This window comes from Pseudomonas fildesensis (genome assembly GCF_001050345.1).
Taxonomy (GTDB): domain Bacteria; phylum Pseudomonadota; class Gammaproteobacteria; order Pseudomonadales; family Pseudomonadaceae; genus Aquipseudomonas; species Aquipseudomonas fildesensis.
The window spans coordinates 1-15,089 of the sequence record NZ_LFMW01000004.1; the positions used below are offsets into that span (position 1 = coordinate 1).

Here is a 15,089-nt window from a genome sequence, read left to right on the forward strand (position 1 = left end):
GGATCGAAACGTTAATAGAGCCAAACTACACCGCTCTATCAACTCCTTCTGGGCTTCGATGAACTGAAGCAACCCGCTGTCGAATCTCGCATAACTCTTTGTTTACCAAGGAGTTTTCCGTTTCGACTGCGCCGGAAGTGGGGCGAATTATAGACTTTCAGAATCTGCCGTCAAGCGTTAATTTCAGGTTTGTTCGGATTTGAGCGTAATACGCGCAAAGGCCTTCTTACCAGCCTGACAAACATGGGTAGCACCCAGTACGTATATAAAGGTGCGATCCACAACCTCACCATCTATACGCACACCACCAGAACCTAAAAGGTCACGCGCCACTGCCGAGTTCTTCACCAACCCAGCCTTATTAAGGACAGCTGCGATCGGCATCGCCTCTGCAGCAGTCAACTCGATCTCCGGCAGATCATCTGGCAGTTCGCCATCCTTCATACGATTGCCTGCCGCACGGTGAGCATTGGCCGCAGCTTCTTCTCCATGGAAGCGCGCAACAATCTCTTCGGCCAGTTTGATCTTCACGTCACGCGGATTGGCGCCCGCCTCGACATCAGCACGCAGCGCATTGATCTCATCCATCGAACGGAAGCTCAACAGCTCGAAGTAACGCCACATCAGCGCATCCGGGATCGAAACCAGCTTGCCGTACATAACACCCGGCGCTTCCTGAATACCAACATAGTTACCCAAGGACTTGGACATCTTCTTGACGCCATCCAAGCCCTCCAGCAACGGCATGGTCAGAATGCACTGAGCTTCCTGGCCATACGCGCGCTGCAGCTCACGCCCCATCAGCAGGTTGAACTTCTGATCAGTGCCACCCAGCTCAACGTCCGCACGCAACGCCACCGAGTCGTACCCTTGAACCAGCGGGTACAGAAACTCGTGAATAGCGATCGGCTGATTGGTGGAGTAGCGCTTGTCAAAGTCATCCCGCTCGAGCATGCGAGCAACCGTGTACTGGGACGTCAGTCGAATGAAGTCAGCCGGCCCCATCTGATCCATCCAAGTGGAGTTGAATGCCACCTCGGTCTTGGCCGGATCAAGAATCTTGAACACCTGAGTCTTGTAGGTCTCGGCATTATCGAGAACCTGCTCCCGGGTCAGCGGCGGGCGCGTTGCGCTCTTGCCACTCGGATCACCGATCATCCCGGTGAAGTCACCTATAAGGAAGATGACCTGATGCCCCAGCTCCTGGAACTGACGCAGCTTATTAATAAGCACGGTATGACCCAAGTGCAGATCCGGCGCCGTCGGATCAAAGCCGGCCTTGATACGCAGGGGCTGGCCACGCTTGAGCTTTTCGATCAGCTCAGCTTCGACCAACAGTTCTTCCGCACCACGTTTTATCAGCGCTAGCTGCTCTTCAACCGACTTCATAACAGACCCGCAAGGCTCAGATTTAAAAGGGGAACCAACCATACAAGATCAGGGACTAATTACAAGTTTTGCCCTGCATACGGACACCGTTCAGCAAGCCCAGCGTTCGCGAGCTTGCGCCACAGATGATTTGGTTATATTTTATACAGTTATTTCATCTTCATCATGTCATTCATCTTTTCCATTTCATCTTCAAAGTCAAAATTACCTATGACCACAGAACCGTCTAAAGCGCCGCCGCTTTACCCGAAGACCCACCTGCTCGCAGCAAGTGGTATCGCCGCTCTTCTCAGCCTGGCACTCCTGGTATTCCCTTCCAGTGACGTAGAAGCCAAACGAACATCCCTGAGCCTTGACTTGGAAAGTCCGGTTGAGCAACTGACACAAGATCAAGACGCTTCCGACGCACAACAAGCCACAAATGCGCCAGCCGAATCGCCGTTTGCCCAGATAGAAGGTAACCCGGAGGACAATAAGCAAGCCGCTCAAGAGCAGCCTGCCCCTACGGTAGATGCAGCCAAGAACCCTCAACACCGCGAAGTGATCGTGGCGAAAGGCGATACGCTTTCGACGCTGTTCGAAAAGGTCGGCCTCCCCGCCGCTACGGTTAATGAAGTGCTGGCCAGCGACAAACAAGCCAAGCAGTTCACCCAGCTCAAACACGGCCAGAAGCTCGAGTTCGAACTGACGCCAGACGGTCAGTTAAATAACCTGCACAGCAACGTCAGCGACCTGGAAAGCATCACCCTGACCAAGGGCGCCAAGGGCTTTGCCTTCAATCGCATTACCACCAAGCCCGTGATGCGCTCCGCCTATGTGCACGGCGTGATCAACAGCTCGCTGTCGCAATCCGCCGCCCGCGCTGGCCTGTCCCACAGCATGACCATGGACATGGCCAGTGTGTTTGGCTACGACATCGACTTCGCCCAGGACATCCGCCAGGGCGACGAATTCGACGTGATCTACGAGCAGAAGGTCGCCAACGGCAAAGTGGTCGGCACCGGCGCCATTCTCTCGGCGCGCTTCACCAACCGTGGCAAGACCTACACCGCCGTTCGGTACACCAACAAACAAGGCAACAGCAGCTACTACACTGCTGATGGCAATAGCATGCGCAAGGCGTTCATTCGTACGCCGGTGGACTTCGCTCGTATTAGCTCGCGTTTCTCCATGGGTCGCAAGCATCCAATTCTGAACAAAATCCGCGCCCACAAAGGCGTCGACTATGCCGCCCCCCGCGGCACGCCAATCAAGGCAGCCGGTGACGGCAAGGTGCTGTTGGCCGGGCGTCGCGGTGGTTATGGCAATACAGTCATCATCCAGCACGGCAACACCTACCGCACTCTGTATGGCCACATGCAAGGCTTCGCCAAAGGCGTACAGACCGGGGGCAGCGTGAAGCAGGGCCAAGTGATCGGTTATATCGGCACCACCGGCCTGTCTACCGGACCGCACTTGCACTACGAGTTCCAGGTCAATGGCGTGCACGTAGATCCGTTGGGCCAGAAGCTGCCGATGGCCGACCCGATCGCCAAGGCTGAGCGCACGCGCTTCATGCAACAGAGCCAGCCGTTGATGGCGCGCATGGATCAAGAGCGCTCCACCTTGCTCGCCTCGGCGAAGCGTTAAGGCATGCCACTCTATATAGGTGTGATGTCCGGGACCAGCCTCGATGGCCTGGATATCGCCCTGATCGAACAAGACCCGGCGATCAATTTGATCGCCACCCGCTACATCCCCATGCCTGCCCCCCTGCGCACCGAGCTGCTCAGTTTGTGCGCCAGCGGGCCGGATGAAATCGCCCGTTCGGCAATTGCCCAGCAGCACTGGGTGACACTCGCCGCGCAAGGCATTCATGCCTTACTGGATCAGCACAACCTGAAGCCCCAGGACATACACGCGATTGGCAGCCATGGGCAGACCATCCGCCACGAACCTGCGCGGGGCTTTACCGTGCAGATCGGCAACCCTGCCCTACTGACTGAGCTGACAGGCATCACGGTGGTCAGTGATTTCCGCAGCCGCGACGTCGCCGCCGGCGGTCAAGGCGCGCCACTAGTTCCCGCGTTTCACGAAGCGCTGTTTGGCCAGCACAGCGGCAACCGCGCCGTATTGAACGTTGGCGGTTTCAGCAACCTCAGCCTGATCGAGACTGGCAAGCCTGTAGCCGGATTCGACTGCGGCCCTGGCAATGTCCTGCTGGATACCTGGATTCACCAGCAGCGCGGCGACCATTTTGATCGTGACGGCCAATGGGCCGCCAGTGGAAAGGTCGAGCCGCAGCTACTCAAGACGCTGCTCAGCGACCCCTTCTTTATGGCCACGGGCCCGAAAAGCACCGGGCGTGAAGTCTTCAATCTGGGGTGGCTGCAACAACACCTTGGCGGGCTACCGGCGTATCAACCCGAGGATGTCCAGGCCACTCTGCTGGAGTTGACCGCCCTGACCATCGTCAAGTCCCTGCAAACCGCCCAACCCCAGACCGAAACCCTACTGGTCTGTGGCGGCGGCGCCCACAACACCACGCTGATGAACCGCCTGGACGCGCTTCTGCCTGCTACCCACGTCAGCAGCACCGGCGCCTACGGCGTGGACCCTGACTGGGTGGAAGCCATGGCGTTCGCCTGGCTGGCCCATTGCTGCCTGGAAGGCATCGCCGCCAACCGCCCGAGCGTTACCGGCGCACGCGGATTGCGGGTATTGGGCGCGATCTACCCGGCCTGATCCCCAGACAGCAAAACGCCGCTTGGCCGATCAAAGCCAAGCGGCGTTTTTGTGTCAGCTATCGATCAGATCGAGAACGAAGACCCACAACCACACGTAGTGCTGGCGTTAGGGTTCTTGATCACAAAACGCGAGCCTTCCAGACCTTCCTGATAGTCCACCTCTGCACCTGCCAGGTACTGGAAGCTCATCGGATCCACAACCAGGCTCACACCCTCGCGCTCGACGATGGTGTCATCATCGGCCACATCTTCATCGAAGGTAAAACCGTACTGAAACCCTGAACAACCGCCGCCCGTAACGAATACGCGCAGCTTCAAGCGATCATTACCCTCTTCATCGACCAGGCTCTTCACCTTGTGCGCAGCACCGTGGGTGAATTGCAAAGCCGTGGGGGTGAAGGATTCAACGCTCATGCTGATAATCTCCCGGCGTAGCGCCGCCATATGCGTAATGGTCGGCATTATCCGCTTCTCCTAGAAAAGCGGTCAACTATTATGGGAGCAGCGGCAAGCTTCAAGCCGTTAAGCTTCAAGCTTGCCGCAGACAACTTGAAGCTTACAGCTGCTCTTAAGGCAGCATGCCCGCATGGGACAGACCCAGCTTCTCATCCAGGCCGAACAGGATGTTCATGTTCTGTACCGCCTGGCCCGACGCGCCCTTGACCAGGTTATCGATGACCGAGAGCACGACTACGAGGTCGCCATCCTGCGGACGATGCACCGCAATCCGGCACACGTTGGCGCCGCGCACGCTGCGGGTTTCGGGGTGGCTGCCCGCCGGCATCACATCGACGAACGGCTCATTGGCGTAGCGCTTTTCAAACAACGCCTGCAGATCCACCGAGCGATCAACGACGGTCGCATACAACGTGGAGTGAATCCCGCGGATCATCGGAGTCAGGTGCGGCACGAAGGTCAGGCCCACGTCTTTGCCGGCGGCGCGACGCAGACCTTGGCGTATTTCCGGCAAGTGGCGATGCCCTTTGACCGCATAGGCCTTCATGCTTTCAGACGTCTCGGAGTACAGCGAACCTACAGCTGCGCCACGACCGGCACCGCTGACGCCCGACTTGCAGTCCGCGATCAGGCGCGAAGCATCGGCCAGGCCGGCTTCCAGCAATGGCAGGAAACCCAGTTGGGTCGCGGTCGGATAGCAACCCGGCACCGCGATCAGGCGCGCTTGCTTGATTTGCTCACGATTGACTTCCGGCAGTCCGTAGACCGCCTCTTCCAGCAGCTCTGGAGCTCCGTGAGGCTGGCCGTACCACTTGGCCCATTCATCGGCGTCCTGCAAGCGGAAATCGGCCGACAGGTCGATAACCTTGGTGCCGGCCGCCAGCAGCTCACCGGCCAGCGCATGCGCAACACCATGAGGGGTGGCAAAGAACACCACGTCACAAGCGCCGAGAGTCTTGATGTCCGGAACGCTGAACGCCAGGCCGTCGTAGTGGCCTCGCAGGTTCGGGTACATATCGGCCACGGCAAGGCCCGCCTCGGATCGGGAAGTGATGACCACCACCTCTGCCTGCGGATGCTGAGCCAACAGACGCAGCAATTCGACACCGGTGTAACCCGTGCCGCCGACGATACCGACCTTGACCATAAACCTGCCCTCAACGAACCCACTGGAAAGCCGTCGATAATAGGGGCCGTATCGCCCTGCGACAACCGCCAACGTGACGTATGGACGCATGAGCCACTACTATCTTCAGTTACCGTGAACCTGGGAATAACTAAAAATGCTTTATCTATGGGTCAAAGCCTTCCATATCGTCGCCATCGTGTGCTGGTTTGCCGGGTTGTTCTACCTGCCACGCCTGTTCGTCTACCACGCACAAAGCGAGGACACCGTGAGTAAGGAACGCTTCAGCATCATGGAGCGCAAGCTGTACCGCGGCATCATGGGCCCGTCGATGCTGGCCACTCTGGTATTCGGCATCTGGCTGATTGCGCTCAACCCCGGCATATTTCAATCGGGCGCCTGGATACACGCCAAACTCACGCTGGTGGTGTTCCTGATCGGCTACCACCACATGTGCGGCGCACAGGTAAAACGCTTCGCCCGTGGCGAAAACACCCGCAGCCATGTCTTTTATCGCTGGTTCAATGAAGTCCCGGTTCTGATATTGCTGGCTATCGTAATTTTGGTCGTGGTCAAACCGTTCTAACTTCAATTACTCGGGGTACTTCCAATGTCGCTGCCCGCTTTGCTTGAACAACGTCTGCGCCTGCCCGTGGTGGCTGCGCCGATGTTTCTGATCTCCAACCCGCAACTGGTCCTGGCCTGCTGTCGCAACGGGGTGGTCGGGAGTTTCCCCGCGCTCAACCAGCGCGAAAGCAGCGGCTTCAAGGCCTGGCTGGAAGAAATCGAAGCGGGCCTGGCTCAACTGGACAACCCCGCGCCTTACGCCGTGAACCTCATCGTGCACAACAGCAACCCACGGCTGCAGGCTGACCTGGCGATCTGCGTCGAGCACAAAGTGCCAATCGTCATCACCAGCCTGGGGGCGGTGAAGGAATTGGTGGATACCGTGCACAGTTACGGCGGCCTGGTGTTTCACGATGTCACCACGCGGCGCCATGCCGAAAAAGCCGCTGAAGCAGGTGTCGATGGTTTGATCGCAGTGGCGGCCGGCGCCGGGGGCCATGCCGGCACTTGGAGCCCCTTCTCGCTGATTGCCGAAATCCGCCAGTTCTTCGACAAAACCCTGCTGCTCGCCGGCTGCCTCAACCACGGGCACGAAATTCTCGCCGCCCAACTGCTTGGTGCAGACCTTGCGTATTTCGGCACGCGCTTTATCGGCACCACCGAAAGCCATGCCCCGGATGCGTATAAAGAGATGCTGCTCACATCGCGGGCCGCCGACATCGTGCACACTCCTGCGGTCTCCGGCGTGCCCGCCAGCTTTATGCGCCAGAGCTTGGAAAACTCCGGTTTCGACCTCGCTGCCCTGCAAGGCAAAGGCGAAGTCAATTTCGGTTCCAAGCTCAAACCGTTAAGCGACGAAGCCAAAGCCTGGAAGACCGTCTGGTCGGCCGGCCAAGGCGTCGGTGAAATTAATGATTTGCCCAGCGTCGATGAACTCGTTGCCCGCCTGGATGCCGAATACCGCGTCGCACGCGAGAAGGCGACACAGTTGCGATGGCCTCGCTGATACACTTGCCAGGCCTGCTCAATAGAAGCAGGCCTGCCCCCTTCCCTATTACGTGACAAGGATGCCCGCATGAGCGACAACCGTTTCAAGATTGTGTTTGACGGAGCCCTGCTCCCGGGTGTCGAAAGCACCACCGCCAAACTGAATCTCGCCGAATTGTTCAAAAGTGACGTCGAGGCAATCGAGAAGCTCTTCACCGGCCGCCCAGTCGCCCTTAAGCGCGACCTGTCCCGTTCTGATGCCGAAACCTACCTCACTGCGCTAAAGAACGCCGGGGTCGACGCGCGTATCGAATCCGAACAGCCTGTGGCCTTCAGCCTGGCCGAAGCCCACGAGACGGATTCGGGCGCCTCTGACCTCTCCCGACCTGCCGCTTCGCCGTATGCACCGCCGCGCGCGGCGGTGGGTGATGACCTGCCGGAGTTCGCCACGCTCAACGCATTCACTATCCATGGGCGCATCGGCCGCCTGCGGTACCTGGCCTGGACGCTGGTATTGACCGTCGCGTTGCTGGTCGCCTCGGGCATCATCGCCACCGCAAGCTTCGCCGTGGCGACCGCTTCGCCGACGGCTGGCGTCATCCTCGGTTCGCTGCTGGGCTTCGCGCTGTTCGTTGCACTTGTCTGGGTCAGCGTACAAATCGGCGTGCAGCGCCTGCACGACCTGGGCTGGTCCGGCTGGCTGTACTTGCTCAACCTAGTACCGTTCGTGAACAGCATTTTCCCGCTGCTGCTGTTGGTGTTACCGGGTAATACCGGCGCCAACCAGTACGGTGCGCCACCACCGCGCAACTCCACTGCGGTGAAGGTACTGGCCTCCCTGTGGCTGGCGTTTATCCCGCTGATGCTCATCATTGTGTTGGCGCTGGGCATGAACGGCTACCTCGACCAACTCGAAGCCAACGTGGACAGCAGCTACGAAAGCAGCTCGATCAACGCCGACGATGACACCGATCAAAGCGTGATCGTCGAGGAAGAAGATACGCAAAGTGCTGACGAAGCGGCCGAACCTGTAGACTCTCCAGAACAGTAAAAGAAACGCCCGCCGCCTGTGATGTCTCTGTCACAGGCCCGGCGGCGTTGCGATGGAGAAAGGCATGACCCGTTACGCTCTGATCACCGGTGCCTCCAGCGGCATCGGCATGGCCTTGGCTGAAGCACTGGCCCGTCGTGGCCGCAGCTTGATTCTGGTGGCCCGCCAGCGTGATCAGTTGGAAAGCATTGCAATCGAATTGACTCAACGCTTCGGCGTCGAGGTGTTGTTTCGTGCCTGCGACCTGGGTGAACCCCTGCGTTTGTCCGGGTTCCTGCTGGAGCTCGAAGAAGGCGAGCGGCAAATCGACTTGCTGGTGAACTGCGCCGGTATTGGCACCAGTGGGCCGTTCCTGGCCCAGGACTGGATGACCGAGCAGGACCTGATCGAAGTCAACATCCTCGCCCTGACGCGTATGTGTCACGCCCTCGGCAATGCCATGGCCCTGAACGGTGGCGGGCAAATTCTCAACGTTGCCTCAATCGCCGCGTTCCAACCCGGCCCGTGGATGAGCACTTACTACGCGAGCAAGGCGTATGTGCTGCACTTCTCCGAAGGTTTGCGCGAAGAACTGAAGAGCTGCGGCATCAAGGTTTCGGTACTGTGCCCTGGCCCAACGCGCACCGCATTCTTCGGGACTGCGCAAATGGACACTGCCAAGCTCGATCGCAGCCAACAGCTCATGAGCCCGGAAGAAGTAGCGCTCCACACTGTGCGTGCACTGGAAAAAAACAAAGCCATCATCATCCCCGGTCGCCGCAACCGCTGGCTGGCGTTCAGCCCCCGTTTCAGCCCGCGCTGGCTGACCCGCAAGATCGCCGGTGCCATCAACAAGGCCTATTGCCCGCGCTGACCGCGTGCGTACACTCACTCTGCACTTTCACCATGGAGAAACAGCTGTGGATACTCTGTTCACCAAGATCATCAACCGAGAAATACCCGCGAAGATCATCTACGAAGACGATCAAGTCCTCGCCTTCCACGATATCGCCCCAATGGCGCCCGTGCATTTCCTGGTAATCCCGAAAAAGCCGATCCGCACCCTCAATGACCTCACGGAAGACGATAAAGCCCTGGCCGGCCACATTTTATTCACCGCCCAGCGACTGGCTGTGGAACAAGGCTGCGAAAAGGGTTTTCGCGTAGTGATGAACTGCAACGAAGATGGCGGGCAAACCGTTTACCACATCCACATGCACGTTCTGGGTCAGCGCCAAATGAACTGGCCGCCGGGCTGAGTTCATTGCGGGGAGCTTGCGACCGCTGCGCAGTCGAACGGGACGGTGCGACAAGCTCCCTCGCAACGGGGGCAAATTGACTCAGCGCAAACGCTTCGCCCTCTCTTGCGGTAAACTGGCCGCCGAGATTCTTCCCGGAGGTCAGCATGACTACCCAACGTCACTACTCGCCGATTGACCGTCTGTTGCTGCAAGCCGACATGGCCATGCGCACGCTGCTGCCCTTCAGTGGCCAACCGTACCGTCCGTCTCCCGCCATCGTGCAGCCCGATGCGCAGATGAGCGAGATCGACACCCGCCATGTCGCCGGCCTGATGCGCATCAACCATACCGGCGAAGTCTGTGCCCAGGCGCTGTACCAAGGCCAGGCCCTGACCGCCAAGCTGCCGCAAGTGCGTGCGGCCATGGAGCATGCGGCCGAGGAAGAAATCGACCACCTGGCCTGGTGCGAACAACGCATTCGCCAACTGGGCAGTCACCCCAGCGTGCTGAACCCGCTGTTTTATGGACTGTCGTTCGGTATAGGCGCTGCAGCCGGCTTGATCAGCGACAAAGTCAGCCTCGGTTTTGTCGCAGCCACCGAACATCAGGTATGCAAACACCTGGATGAACACTTGGAGCAATTGCCGGCCGAGGACGAAAAGTCCCGGGCGATTCTTGAGCAGATGCGTATTGATGAAGAACATCATGCGGAAAGCGCACTGGATGCCGGCGGTTTCCGCTTCCCGGCGCCGGTAAGGTTTGGCATGAGCGTGCTGGCCAAGGTCATGACCAAAAGCACCTATCGAATCTAAGTGCGTCGAATCTAAGCACATCGAATCTAACCTGCAAAAAAGGGCGCTTTCAAAGCGCCCTTTTTTTCAGCCGATCCTGCGATCACCCCAACTCGATGATTTCATAATCATGGGTGATGGCCACACCGGCCGCCCCCAGCATGATCGAAGCAGAGCAATACTTCTCGGCCGACAGCTCAATGGCGCGCTTGACCTGGGCTTCTTTCAGCGCCCGGCCCTTCACCACAAAATGCATATGGATCTTGGTAAAGACCTTGGGATCTTCCGTGGCGCGCTCGGCTTCCAGGAAGGCTTCACAGCTTTCCACGGCCTGGCGGGATTTCTTCAGGATGCTGACGACATCGAAATTGCTGCAACCGCCTACACCCAGCAGGAGCATTTCCATCGGGCGTACACCCAGGTTACGGCCACCGGCTTCCGGCGGGCCGTCCATGACCACTACATGGCCACTGCCCGACTCACCGAGGAACATGGCTTCGCCCGCCCATTGGATGCGTGCCTTCATCGCCCAGACTCCACTGCTAAAAAAGGGTCGCCAGCTTAGCACAGCGCCCGCCAGCGGCTGCGATTCTCACGAAAGCGATCGACATCAGCGTTTGGCCGTTAAATTCGCTAATCGAGTCAGAATGTGTCTGTTAAGCTGGCGCCAACGGACTGGCGCATTGCCATCCCTTGTACAGCGTGTATCAATGCCGACATCGCTGGATAAAAACAACTCCAACAACACCGTGCAGTCTTTTCGGGATACAACCATGGTTGCTCTTACGCCCATACCCAAGATCAAGAATCTCGACAAACTGTTGATGCATTGCCAGCGTCGGCGCTACCCCGCCAAACACAACATCATCTGCGCAGGCGAGCGCTCCGAAACGCTGTTCTTCATTATCAAAGGCTCGGTCACCATCCTGATCGAGGATGAGGACGGCCGCGAGATGATCATCGCCTACCTCAATACCGGTGATTTTTTTGGCGAACTGGGGCTGTTTGAACCCGCCGGTAAAGAGCAGGAACGCAGCGCCTGGGTACGCGCCAAGATCGAATGCGAAGTCGCCGAGATCAGCTACGCGAAATTTCGCGAATTAGCCCAGCAGGACCCCGACATTCTCTACGCCTTGAGCGGGCAGATTGCCCAGCGCCTGCGCGACACCACGCGCAAAGTCGGCGACCTGGCGTTTTTTGACGTCACCGGCCGGGTGGCTCGCTGCCTGCTGGAACTGTGCAAGCAGCCAGACGCCATGACCCACCCCGACGGCATGCAGATCAAAGTCACGCGCCAGGAGATCGGGCGCATTGTCGGCTGTTCACGAGAGATGGTCGGCCGCGTGCTCAAGGACCTGGAAGAGCGCAACCTGGTGCACGTCAAAGGCAAGACGATGGTGGTGTTTGGTACCCGTTAACCCGGCAGGAAGCTGGCCAGCATCTGGCGGTACAAGGTGTCGAGTCGGCTGATCGCATCCGGCGCAGGGAAGGCTTCGTGCAGGGCGATATGGCTGTCGGCGCGAACCCGTTGCTCCAGGCCGCAGGCCTCATTGAACCGGTTGACCGCCGCAATCAGCTCTTCGCGATCGTTATCCAGCAACAACGCGCCGTGCACCAACCCCACTGGACGGCCGCCGCTTTGGCGCCAGCGCTGGGCGGTGCCGACCATTTTGCGGCCGTTGAGGTTGACGTTATAGCGGCCGTCGCAGAATGCACCGTCAATCTCACCGACCGTGGCATCGCCGCCCAATTGGATCAACAGGTCACAGATCGGTTGGCACAACCGCTGGTAACCGGTTTCGATCCGGCCCTGATCGCCTTCGCTGCGCGGCGGTGCGTACACCAGCGCGATATTCACCGTGGCGCTCGATTGCGGCACCGGCTCACCACCGGTTTCCCGCAGCAACACCGGCCAACCGGCATCCGCGGACACACGGCTGGCGCTATCGAACGCTGGCAATCGGCTTAAGCGGCGTGGCATCACCAATGCCTGATCACAGGGCTGCCAGAACAACAGCCCAAATTCCTGCTCACCCGCGCAAACGGCGGCCAGTAGGTCTTGCTCGGCAGCAAGACCTGCTTCAACGGTCATCATCACGGGCTGAGTCATCGAACACCTACCTCTGTGAACAGACACAAAACTTAATGTGGGAGGGGCGGTGCGACGATTCGATTTGCTCCCGATAGCGGAGTGTCTGTCGACTTATTCTTCAACTGACAGAATGCTATCGGGAGCAAGCCGAATCGTCGCACCGCCCCTCTCACATTTTGATCGCGTTTCAAATCAGTCCAGGGTCGAACCGCTGACCGCCACGCCACGCTCCGGGAAGAACAGGCGTTGCAGTTCCGCCCCCGGGTTTTCAGCGCGCATGAACGTCTCGCCGACCAGGAACGAATACACACCGCTGATTTCCATCAGTTCCACGTCGGCGCGATTGACGATGCCACTCTCGGTGATCACCAGACGGTCGCGCGGAATACGCGGCAGCAGGTCGAGGGTGTTTTCCAGGCTGACTTCGAAGGTGTGCAGGTTACGGTTGTTGACCCCCACCAGCGGTGTGTCGAGGGTTTTCAGTGCGCGCTCCAGCTCATCGCCGTCGTGCACTTCGACCAACACGTCGAGGCCGACACTTTTGGCCACAGCGGCCAGTTCGGCCATTTTTACGTCATCCAGTGCGGAGACGATCAGCAACACGCAATCGGCGCCCAGTGCACGGGCTTCGACGATTTGGTACGGGTCGACCATGAAGTCCTTGCGGATCACCGGCAACTTACACACAGCGCGGGCCTGCTGCAGAAACAGGTCGGCGCCCTGAAAGTAGTCGATATCAGTCAGCACCGACAGGCAAGTCGCCCCACCCTTCTCGTAGCTGACAGCGATATCTGCCGGTACGAAATTTTCGCGAATCACGCCTTTGCTCGGCGAAGCTTTCTTGATTTCAGCAATCACGGCCGGCTGCTTGAGCTTGGCCTGGGCGATCAAGGCATTGGCAAAACCACGCGGCGCATCGGCACTTTTCGCCAAACCTTCCAGTTCGGCGAGGCTGACACGGGCACGGCGCTCAGCGACTTCTTCGGCTTTGCGGGCCAGGATCTTTTCCAGAACGGTCGGCACACTCATCCTTCATTCTCCATCTTGAACACCGCAGTAAAGGCACCCAACTCTTCCAGCTTTTCGCGCGCGAGCCCGGTGTGCAACGCATCATGCGCAAGGGCTACGCCCTCTTTAAGACTGTAGGCGTGATCGGCGGCATACAGCGCCGCACCCGCATTGAGCACAATCATTTCTGCGGCTTTCTGGCCGTTTTCGGTCTTGCGACGCCCCAAGGCATCGCGAATCAATTCCAGGGAAGCGGCTGGGCTTTCCACCGCCAGGCCGTGCAGGCTCTGGCTTTTCATGCCCAAGTCTTCAGGTTCGACCCAGTATTCGGTGATTTGGTCATTCTTTAGCTCCGCCACAAAGGTCGGCGCCGCCAGGCTGAATTCATCCAGGCCATCTTTCGAATGCACCACCAGCACATGCTTGCTGCCCAGACGTTGCAAGACTTCGGCCAGTGGCCGGCACAGCGCCTGGCTGAACACGCCCACCACCTGGTGCTTCACACCGGCCGGATTCGTAAGCGGGCCGAGCATGTTGAACAGGGTGCGCAGGCCGAGATCTTTGCGTGGGCCGGCCGCGTGTTTCATCGCCCCATGGTGAGACTGGGCAAACATGAAGCCGATGCCGACGTTCTCAATGCAACGCGCCACTTGCACCGGCGTCAGGTTCAGGTAGATCCCGGCCGCTTCCAGCAAGTCGGCGCTGCCGCTCTTGCCGGACACCGCACGGTTACCGTGTTTGGCCACGGTGCAGCCAGCAGCCGCTACCACGAAGGAAGACGCCGTCGACACGTTGAAAATATTCGCCCCGTCACCGCCGGTGCCGACCACGTCGACCACGCCGTCGAGGGTCTTGAGCTCAACCTTGTCCGCCAACTCGCGCATCACCGACACGGCGCCAACGATCTCGTCGATGCTCTCGCTCTTCATGCGCATCGCCATCATGAACGCGCCGATCTGCGCGTCCGTGCATTGGCCGGTCATGATCTCGCGCATCACATCGCTCATTTCAGCGGTGCTCAGGTCCAGGTGGCCGACGATACGGCCAAGGGCAGTCTTGATATCCATGGAAAGTCCTTAGCGCGAGCCGCCGCTCTGCTTGAGAAAGTTGGCGAACAGCTCGTAACCCTGCTCGGTCAGGATCGATTCAGGGTGAAATTGCACCCCTTCGATGTTCAGTGTTTTGTGGCGCAGGCCCATGATCTCGTCGACCGATCCGTCTTCCAGCTGGGTCCACGCAGTCAGCTCAAGGCATTCGGGCAAGGTTTCGCGCTTGACCACCAGCGAGTGGTAACGGGTCACCGTCACCGGCAGGTTCAGGCCGTGGAACACGCCCATATTATTGTGGAACACCGGGCTGGTCTTGCCGTGCATCACCTGGCGCGCGCGCACCACGTCACCGCCAAAGGCCTGGCCGATGGACTGATGACCCAGGCACACGCCGAGGATCGGCAGCTTTCCGGCAAAATATTTGATCGCCTCAAGGGACACGCCGGCTTCAGTCGGCGTGCAAGGACCAGGCGAGACCACGATGCGCTCAGGGTTCAGAGCAGCGATTTCGGCCACAGTCAGTTCGTCATTGCGCACCACCTTGACCTCGGCACCGAGTTCGCCCAGGTACTGCACAACGTTGTAGGTAAAGGAATCGTAGTTATCAATCATCAGCAACATGGGGAA

The 15,089-nt window shown here is 59.0% G+C and carries 17 protein-coding genes; 9 read left to right on the forward strand and 8 right to left on the reverse strand.

Going from position 1 to position 15,089, the window contains the following annotated elements; translation table 11 throughout:
- Nucleotides 1-183 precede the first annotated feature (183 nt).
- A complete protein-coding gene (gene tyrS / locus ACR52_RS06410; protein ID WP_048721975.1) occupies nucleotides 184-1,389 on the reverse strand; it encodes a tyrosine--tRNA ligase in 1,206 nt (401 codons plus the stop codon).
- Between the two features lie 210 nt (nucleotides 1,390-1,599).
- Between tyrS and ACR52_RS06415 the strand changes: the two genes are divergently transcribed.
- A complete protein-coding gene (locus ACR52_RS06415) occupies nucleotides 1,600-3,018 on the forward strand; it encodes a peptidoglycan DD-metalloendopeptidase family protein (protein ID WP_048721977.1) in 1,419 nt (472 codons plus the stop codon).
- Between the two features lie 3 nt (nucleotides 3,019-3,021).
- Entirely contained in the window at nucleotides 3,022-4,113 is a 1,092-nt protein-coding gene (locus tag ACR52_RS06420; RefSeq protein WP_048721981.1) for an anhydro-N-acetylmuramic acid kinase, read from the forward strand.
- 65 nt (nucleotides 4,114-4,178) lie between these two features.
- Here the strand turns inward: ACR52_RS06420 and erpA are convergent, their stop codons facing one another.
- Together erpA and argC are read right to left on the reverse strand one after the other, a co-directional pair.
- The gene (erpA, locus tag ACR52_RS06425) at nucleotides 4,179-4,529 is read right to left on the reverse strand and encodes an iron-sulfur cluster insertion protein ErpA (RefSeq protein ID WP_020292766.1); all 351 of its coding nucleotides are present in this window, start codon (nucleotides 4,527-4,529) and stop codon (nucleotides 4,179-4,181) included.
- 154 nt (nucleotides 4,530-4,683) lie between these two features.
- Entirely contained in the window at nucleotides 4,684-5,718 is a 1,035-nt protein-coding gene (gene argC / locus ACR52_RS06430) for an N-acetyl-gamma-glutamyl-phosphate reductase (RefSeq protein ID WP_010206935.1), read from the reverse strand.
- Nucleotides 5,719-5,854: 136 nt separating this feature from the next.
- Here argC and hemJ point away from each other — a divergent pair, with 136 nt between their 5' ends.
- The 6 genes from hemJ (at nucleotide 5,855) to coq7 (ending at nucleotide 10,334) form a co-directional block, all read left to right on the forward strand.
- On the forward strand, nucleotides 5,855-6,283 hold the full coding sequence (hemJ, locus tag ACR52_RS06435; protein WP_048721984.1) for a protoporphyrinogen oxidase HemJ: 429 nt from the start codon (nucleotides 5,855-5,857) through the stop codon (nucleotides 6,281-6,283).
- A gap of 24 nt (nucleotides 6,284-6,307) precedes the next feature.
- Nucleotides 6,308-7,270: an NAD(P)H-dependent flavin oxidoreductase gene (locus tag ACR52_RS06440; protein ID WP_048721986.1), complete on the forward strand. Its 963-nt coding sequence runs from the start codon at nucleotides 6,308-6,310 to the stop codon at nucleotides 7,268-7,270.
- A gap of 69 nt (nucleotides 7,271-7,339) precedes the next feature.
- The gene (locus ACR52_RS06445; RefSeq protein ID WP_048721989.1) at nucleotides 7,340-8,302 is read left to right on the forward strand and encodes a DUF805 domain-containing protein; all 963 of its coding nucleotides are present in this window, start codon (nucleotides 7,340-7,342) and stop codon (nucleotides 8,300-8,302) included.
- A 64-nt stretch (nucleotides 8,303-8,366) separates the two neighbouring features.
- A complete protein-coding gene (locus tag ACR52_RS06450) occupies nucleotides 8,367-9,155 on the forward strand; it encodes an SDR family NAD(P)-dependent oxidoreductase (RefSeq protein WP_048721991.1) in 789 nt (262 codons plus the stop codon).
- Nucleotides 9,156-9,201: 46 nt separating this feature from the next.
- Nucleotides 9,202-9,540, forward strand: a complete 339-nt coding sequence (locus ACR52_RS06455) for a histidine triad nucleotide-binding protein (RefSeq protein WP_048721993.1) — start codon at nucleotides 9,202-9,204, stop codon at nucleotides 9,538-9,540.
- A gap of 146 nt (nucleotides 9,541-9,686) precedes the next feature.
- On the forward strand, nucleotides 9,687-10,334 hold the full coding sequence (gene coq7, locus ACR52_RS06460; RefSeq protein ID WP_048721995.1) for a 2-polyprenyl-3-methyl-6-methoxy-1,4-benzoquinone monooxygenase: 648 nt from the start codon (nucleotides 9,687-9,689) through the stop codon (nucleotides 10,332-10,334).
- A gap of 82 nt (nucleotides 10,335-10,416) precedes the next feature.
- Here the strand turns inward: coq7 and ACR52_RS06465 are convergent, their stop codons facing one another.
- Nucleotides 10,417-10,839 carry an OsmC family protein gene (locus tag ACR52_RS06465; protein ID WP_005792019.1) on the reverse strand — a complete coding sequence of 141 codons (423 nt, stop codon included), beginning with the start codon at nucleotides 10,837-10,839 and terminating at the stop codon, nucleotides 10,417-10,419.
- A 247-nt stretch (nucleotides 10,840-11,086) separates the two neighbouring features.
- On the opposite strand from ACR52_RS06465, the gene crp reads away from it, so the two are divergent.
- Nucleotides 11,087-11,731: a cAMP-activated global transcriptional regulator CRP gene (gene crp, locus ACR52_RS06470; RefSeq protein WP_048722989.1), complete on the forward strand. Its 645-nt coding sequence runs from the start codon at nucleotides 11,087-11,089 to the stop codon at nucleotides 11,729-11,731.
- Here crp and ACR52_RS06475 read toward each other — a convergent pair.
- The 4 genes from ACR52_RS06475 to ACR52_RS06490 form a co-directional block, all read right to left on the reverse strand.
- On the reverse strand, nucleotides 11,728-12,423 hold the full coding sequence (locus ACR52_RS06475) for a lipoate--protein ligase family protein (RefSeq protein WP_048722002.1): 696 nt from the start codon (nucleotides 12,421-12,423) through the stop codon (nucleotides 11,728-11,730). The genes crp and ACR52_RS06475 overlap by 4 nt on opposite strands.
- Before the next feature lie 174 nt (nucleotides 12,424-12,597).
- The gene (gene trpC, locus ACR52_RS06480) at nucleotides 12,598-13,434 is read right to left on the reverse strand and encodes an indole-3-glycerol phosphate synthase TrpC (RefSeq protein ID WP_048722004.1); all 837 of its coding nucleotides are present in this window, start codon (nucleotides 13,432-13,434) and stop codon (nucleotides 12,598-12,600) included.
- On the reverse strand, nucleotides 13,431-14,480 hold the full coding sequence (gene trpD / locus ACR52_RS06485; RefSeq protein ID WP_048722006.1) for an anthranilate phosphoribosyltransferase: 1,050 nt from the start codon (nucleotides 14,478-14,480) through the stop codon (nucleotides 13,431-13,433). The genes trpC and trpD overlap by 4 nt, the downstream gene beginning before the upstream one ends.
- 9 nt (nucleotides 14,481-14,489) lie before the next feature.
- Nucleotides 14,490-15,083: an aminodeoxychorismate/anthranilate synthase component II gene (locus ACR52_RS06490; protein ID WP_048722008.1), complete on the reverse strand. Its 594-nt coding sequence runs from the start codon at nucleotides 15,081-15,083 to the stop codon at nucleotides 14,490-14,492.
- Between the last annotated feature and the right edge of the window lie 6 nt (nucleotides 15,084-15,089).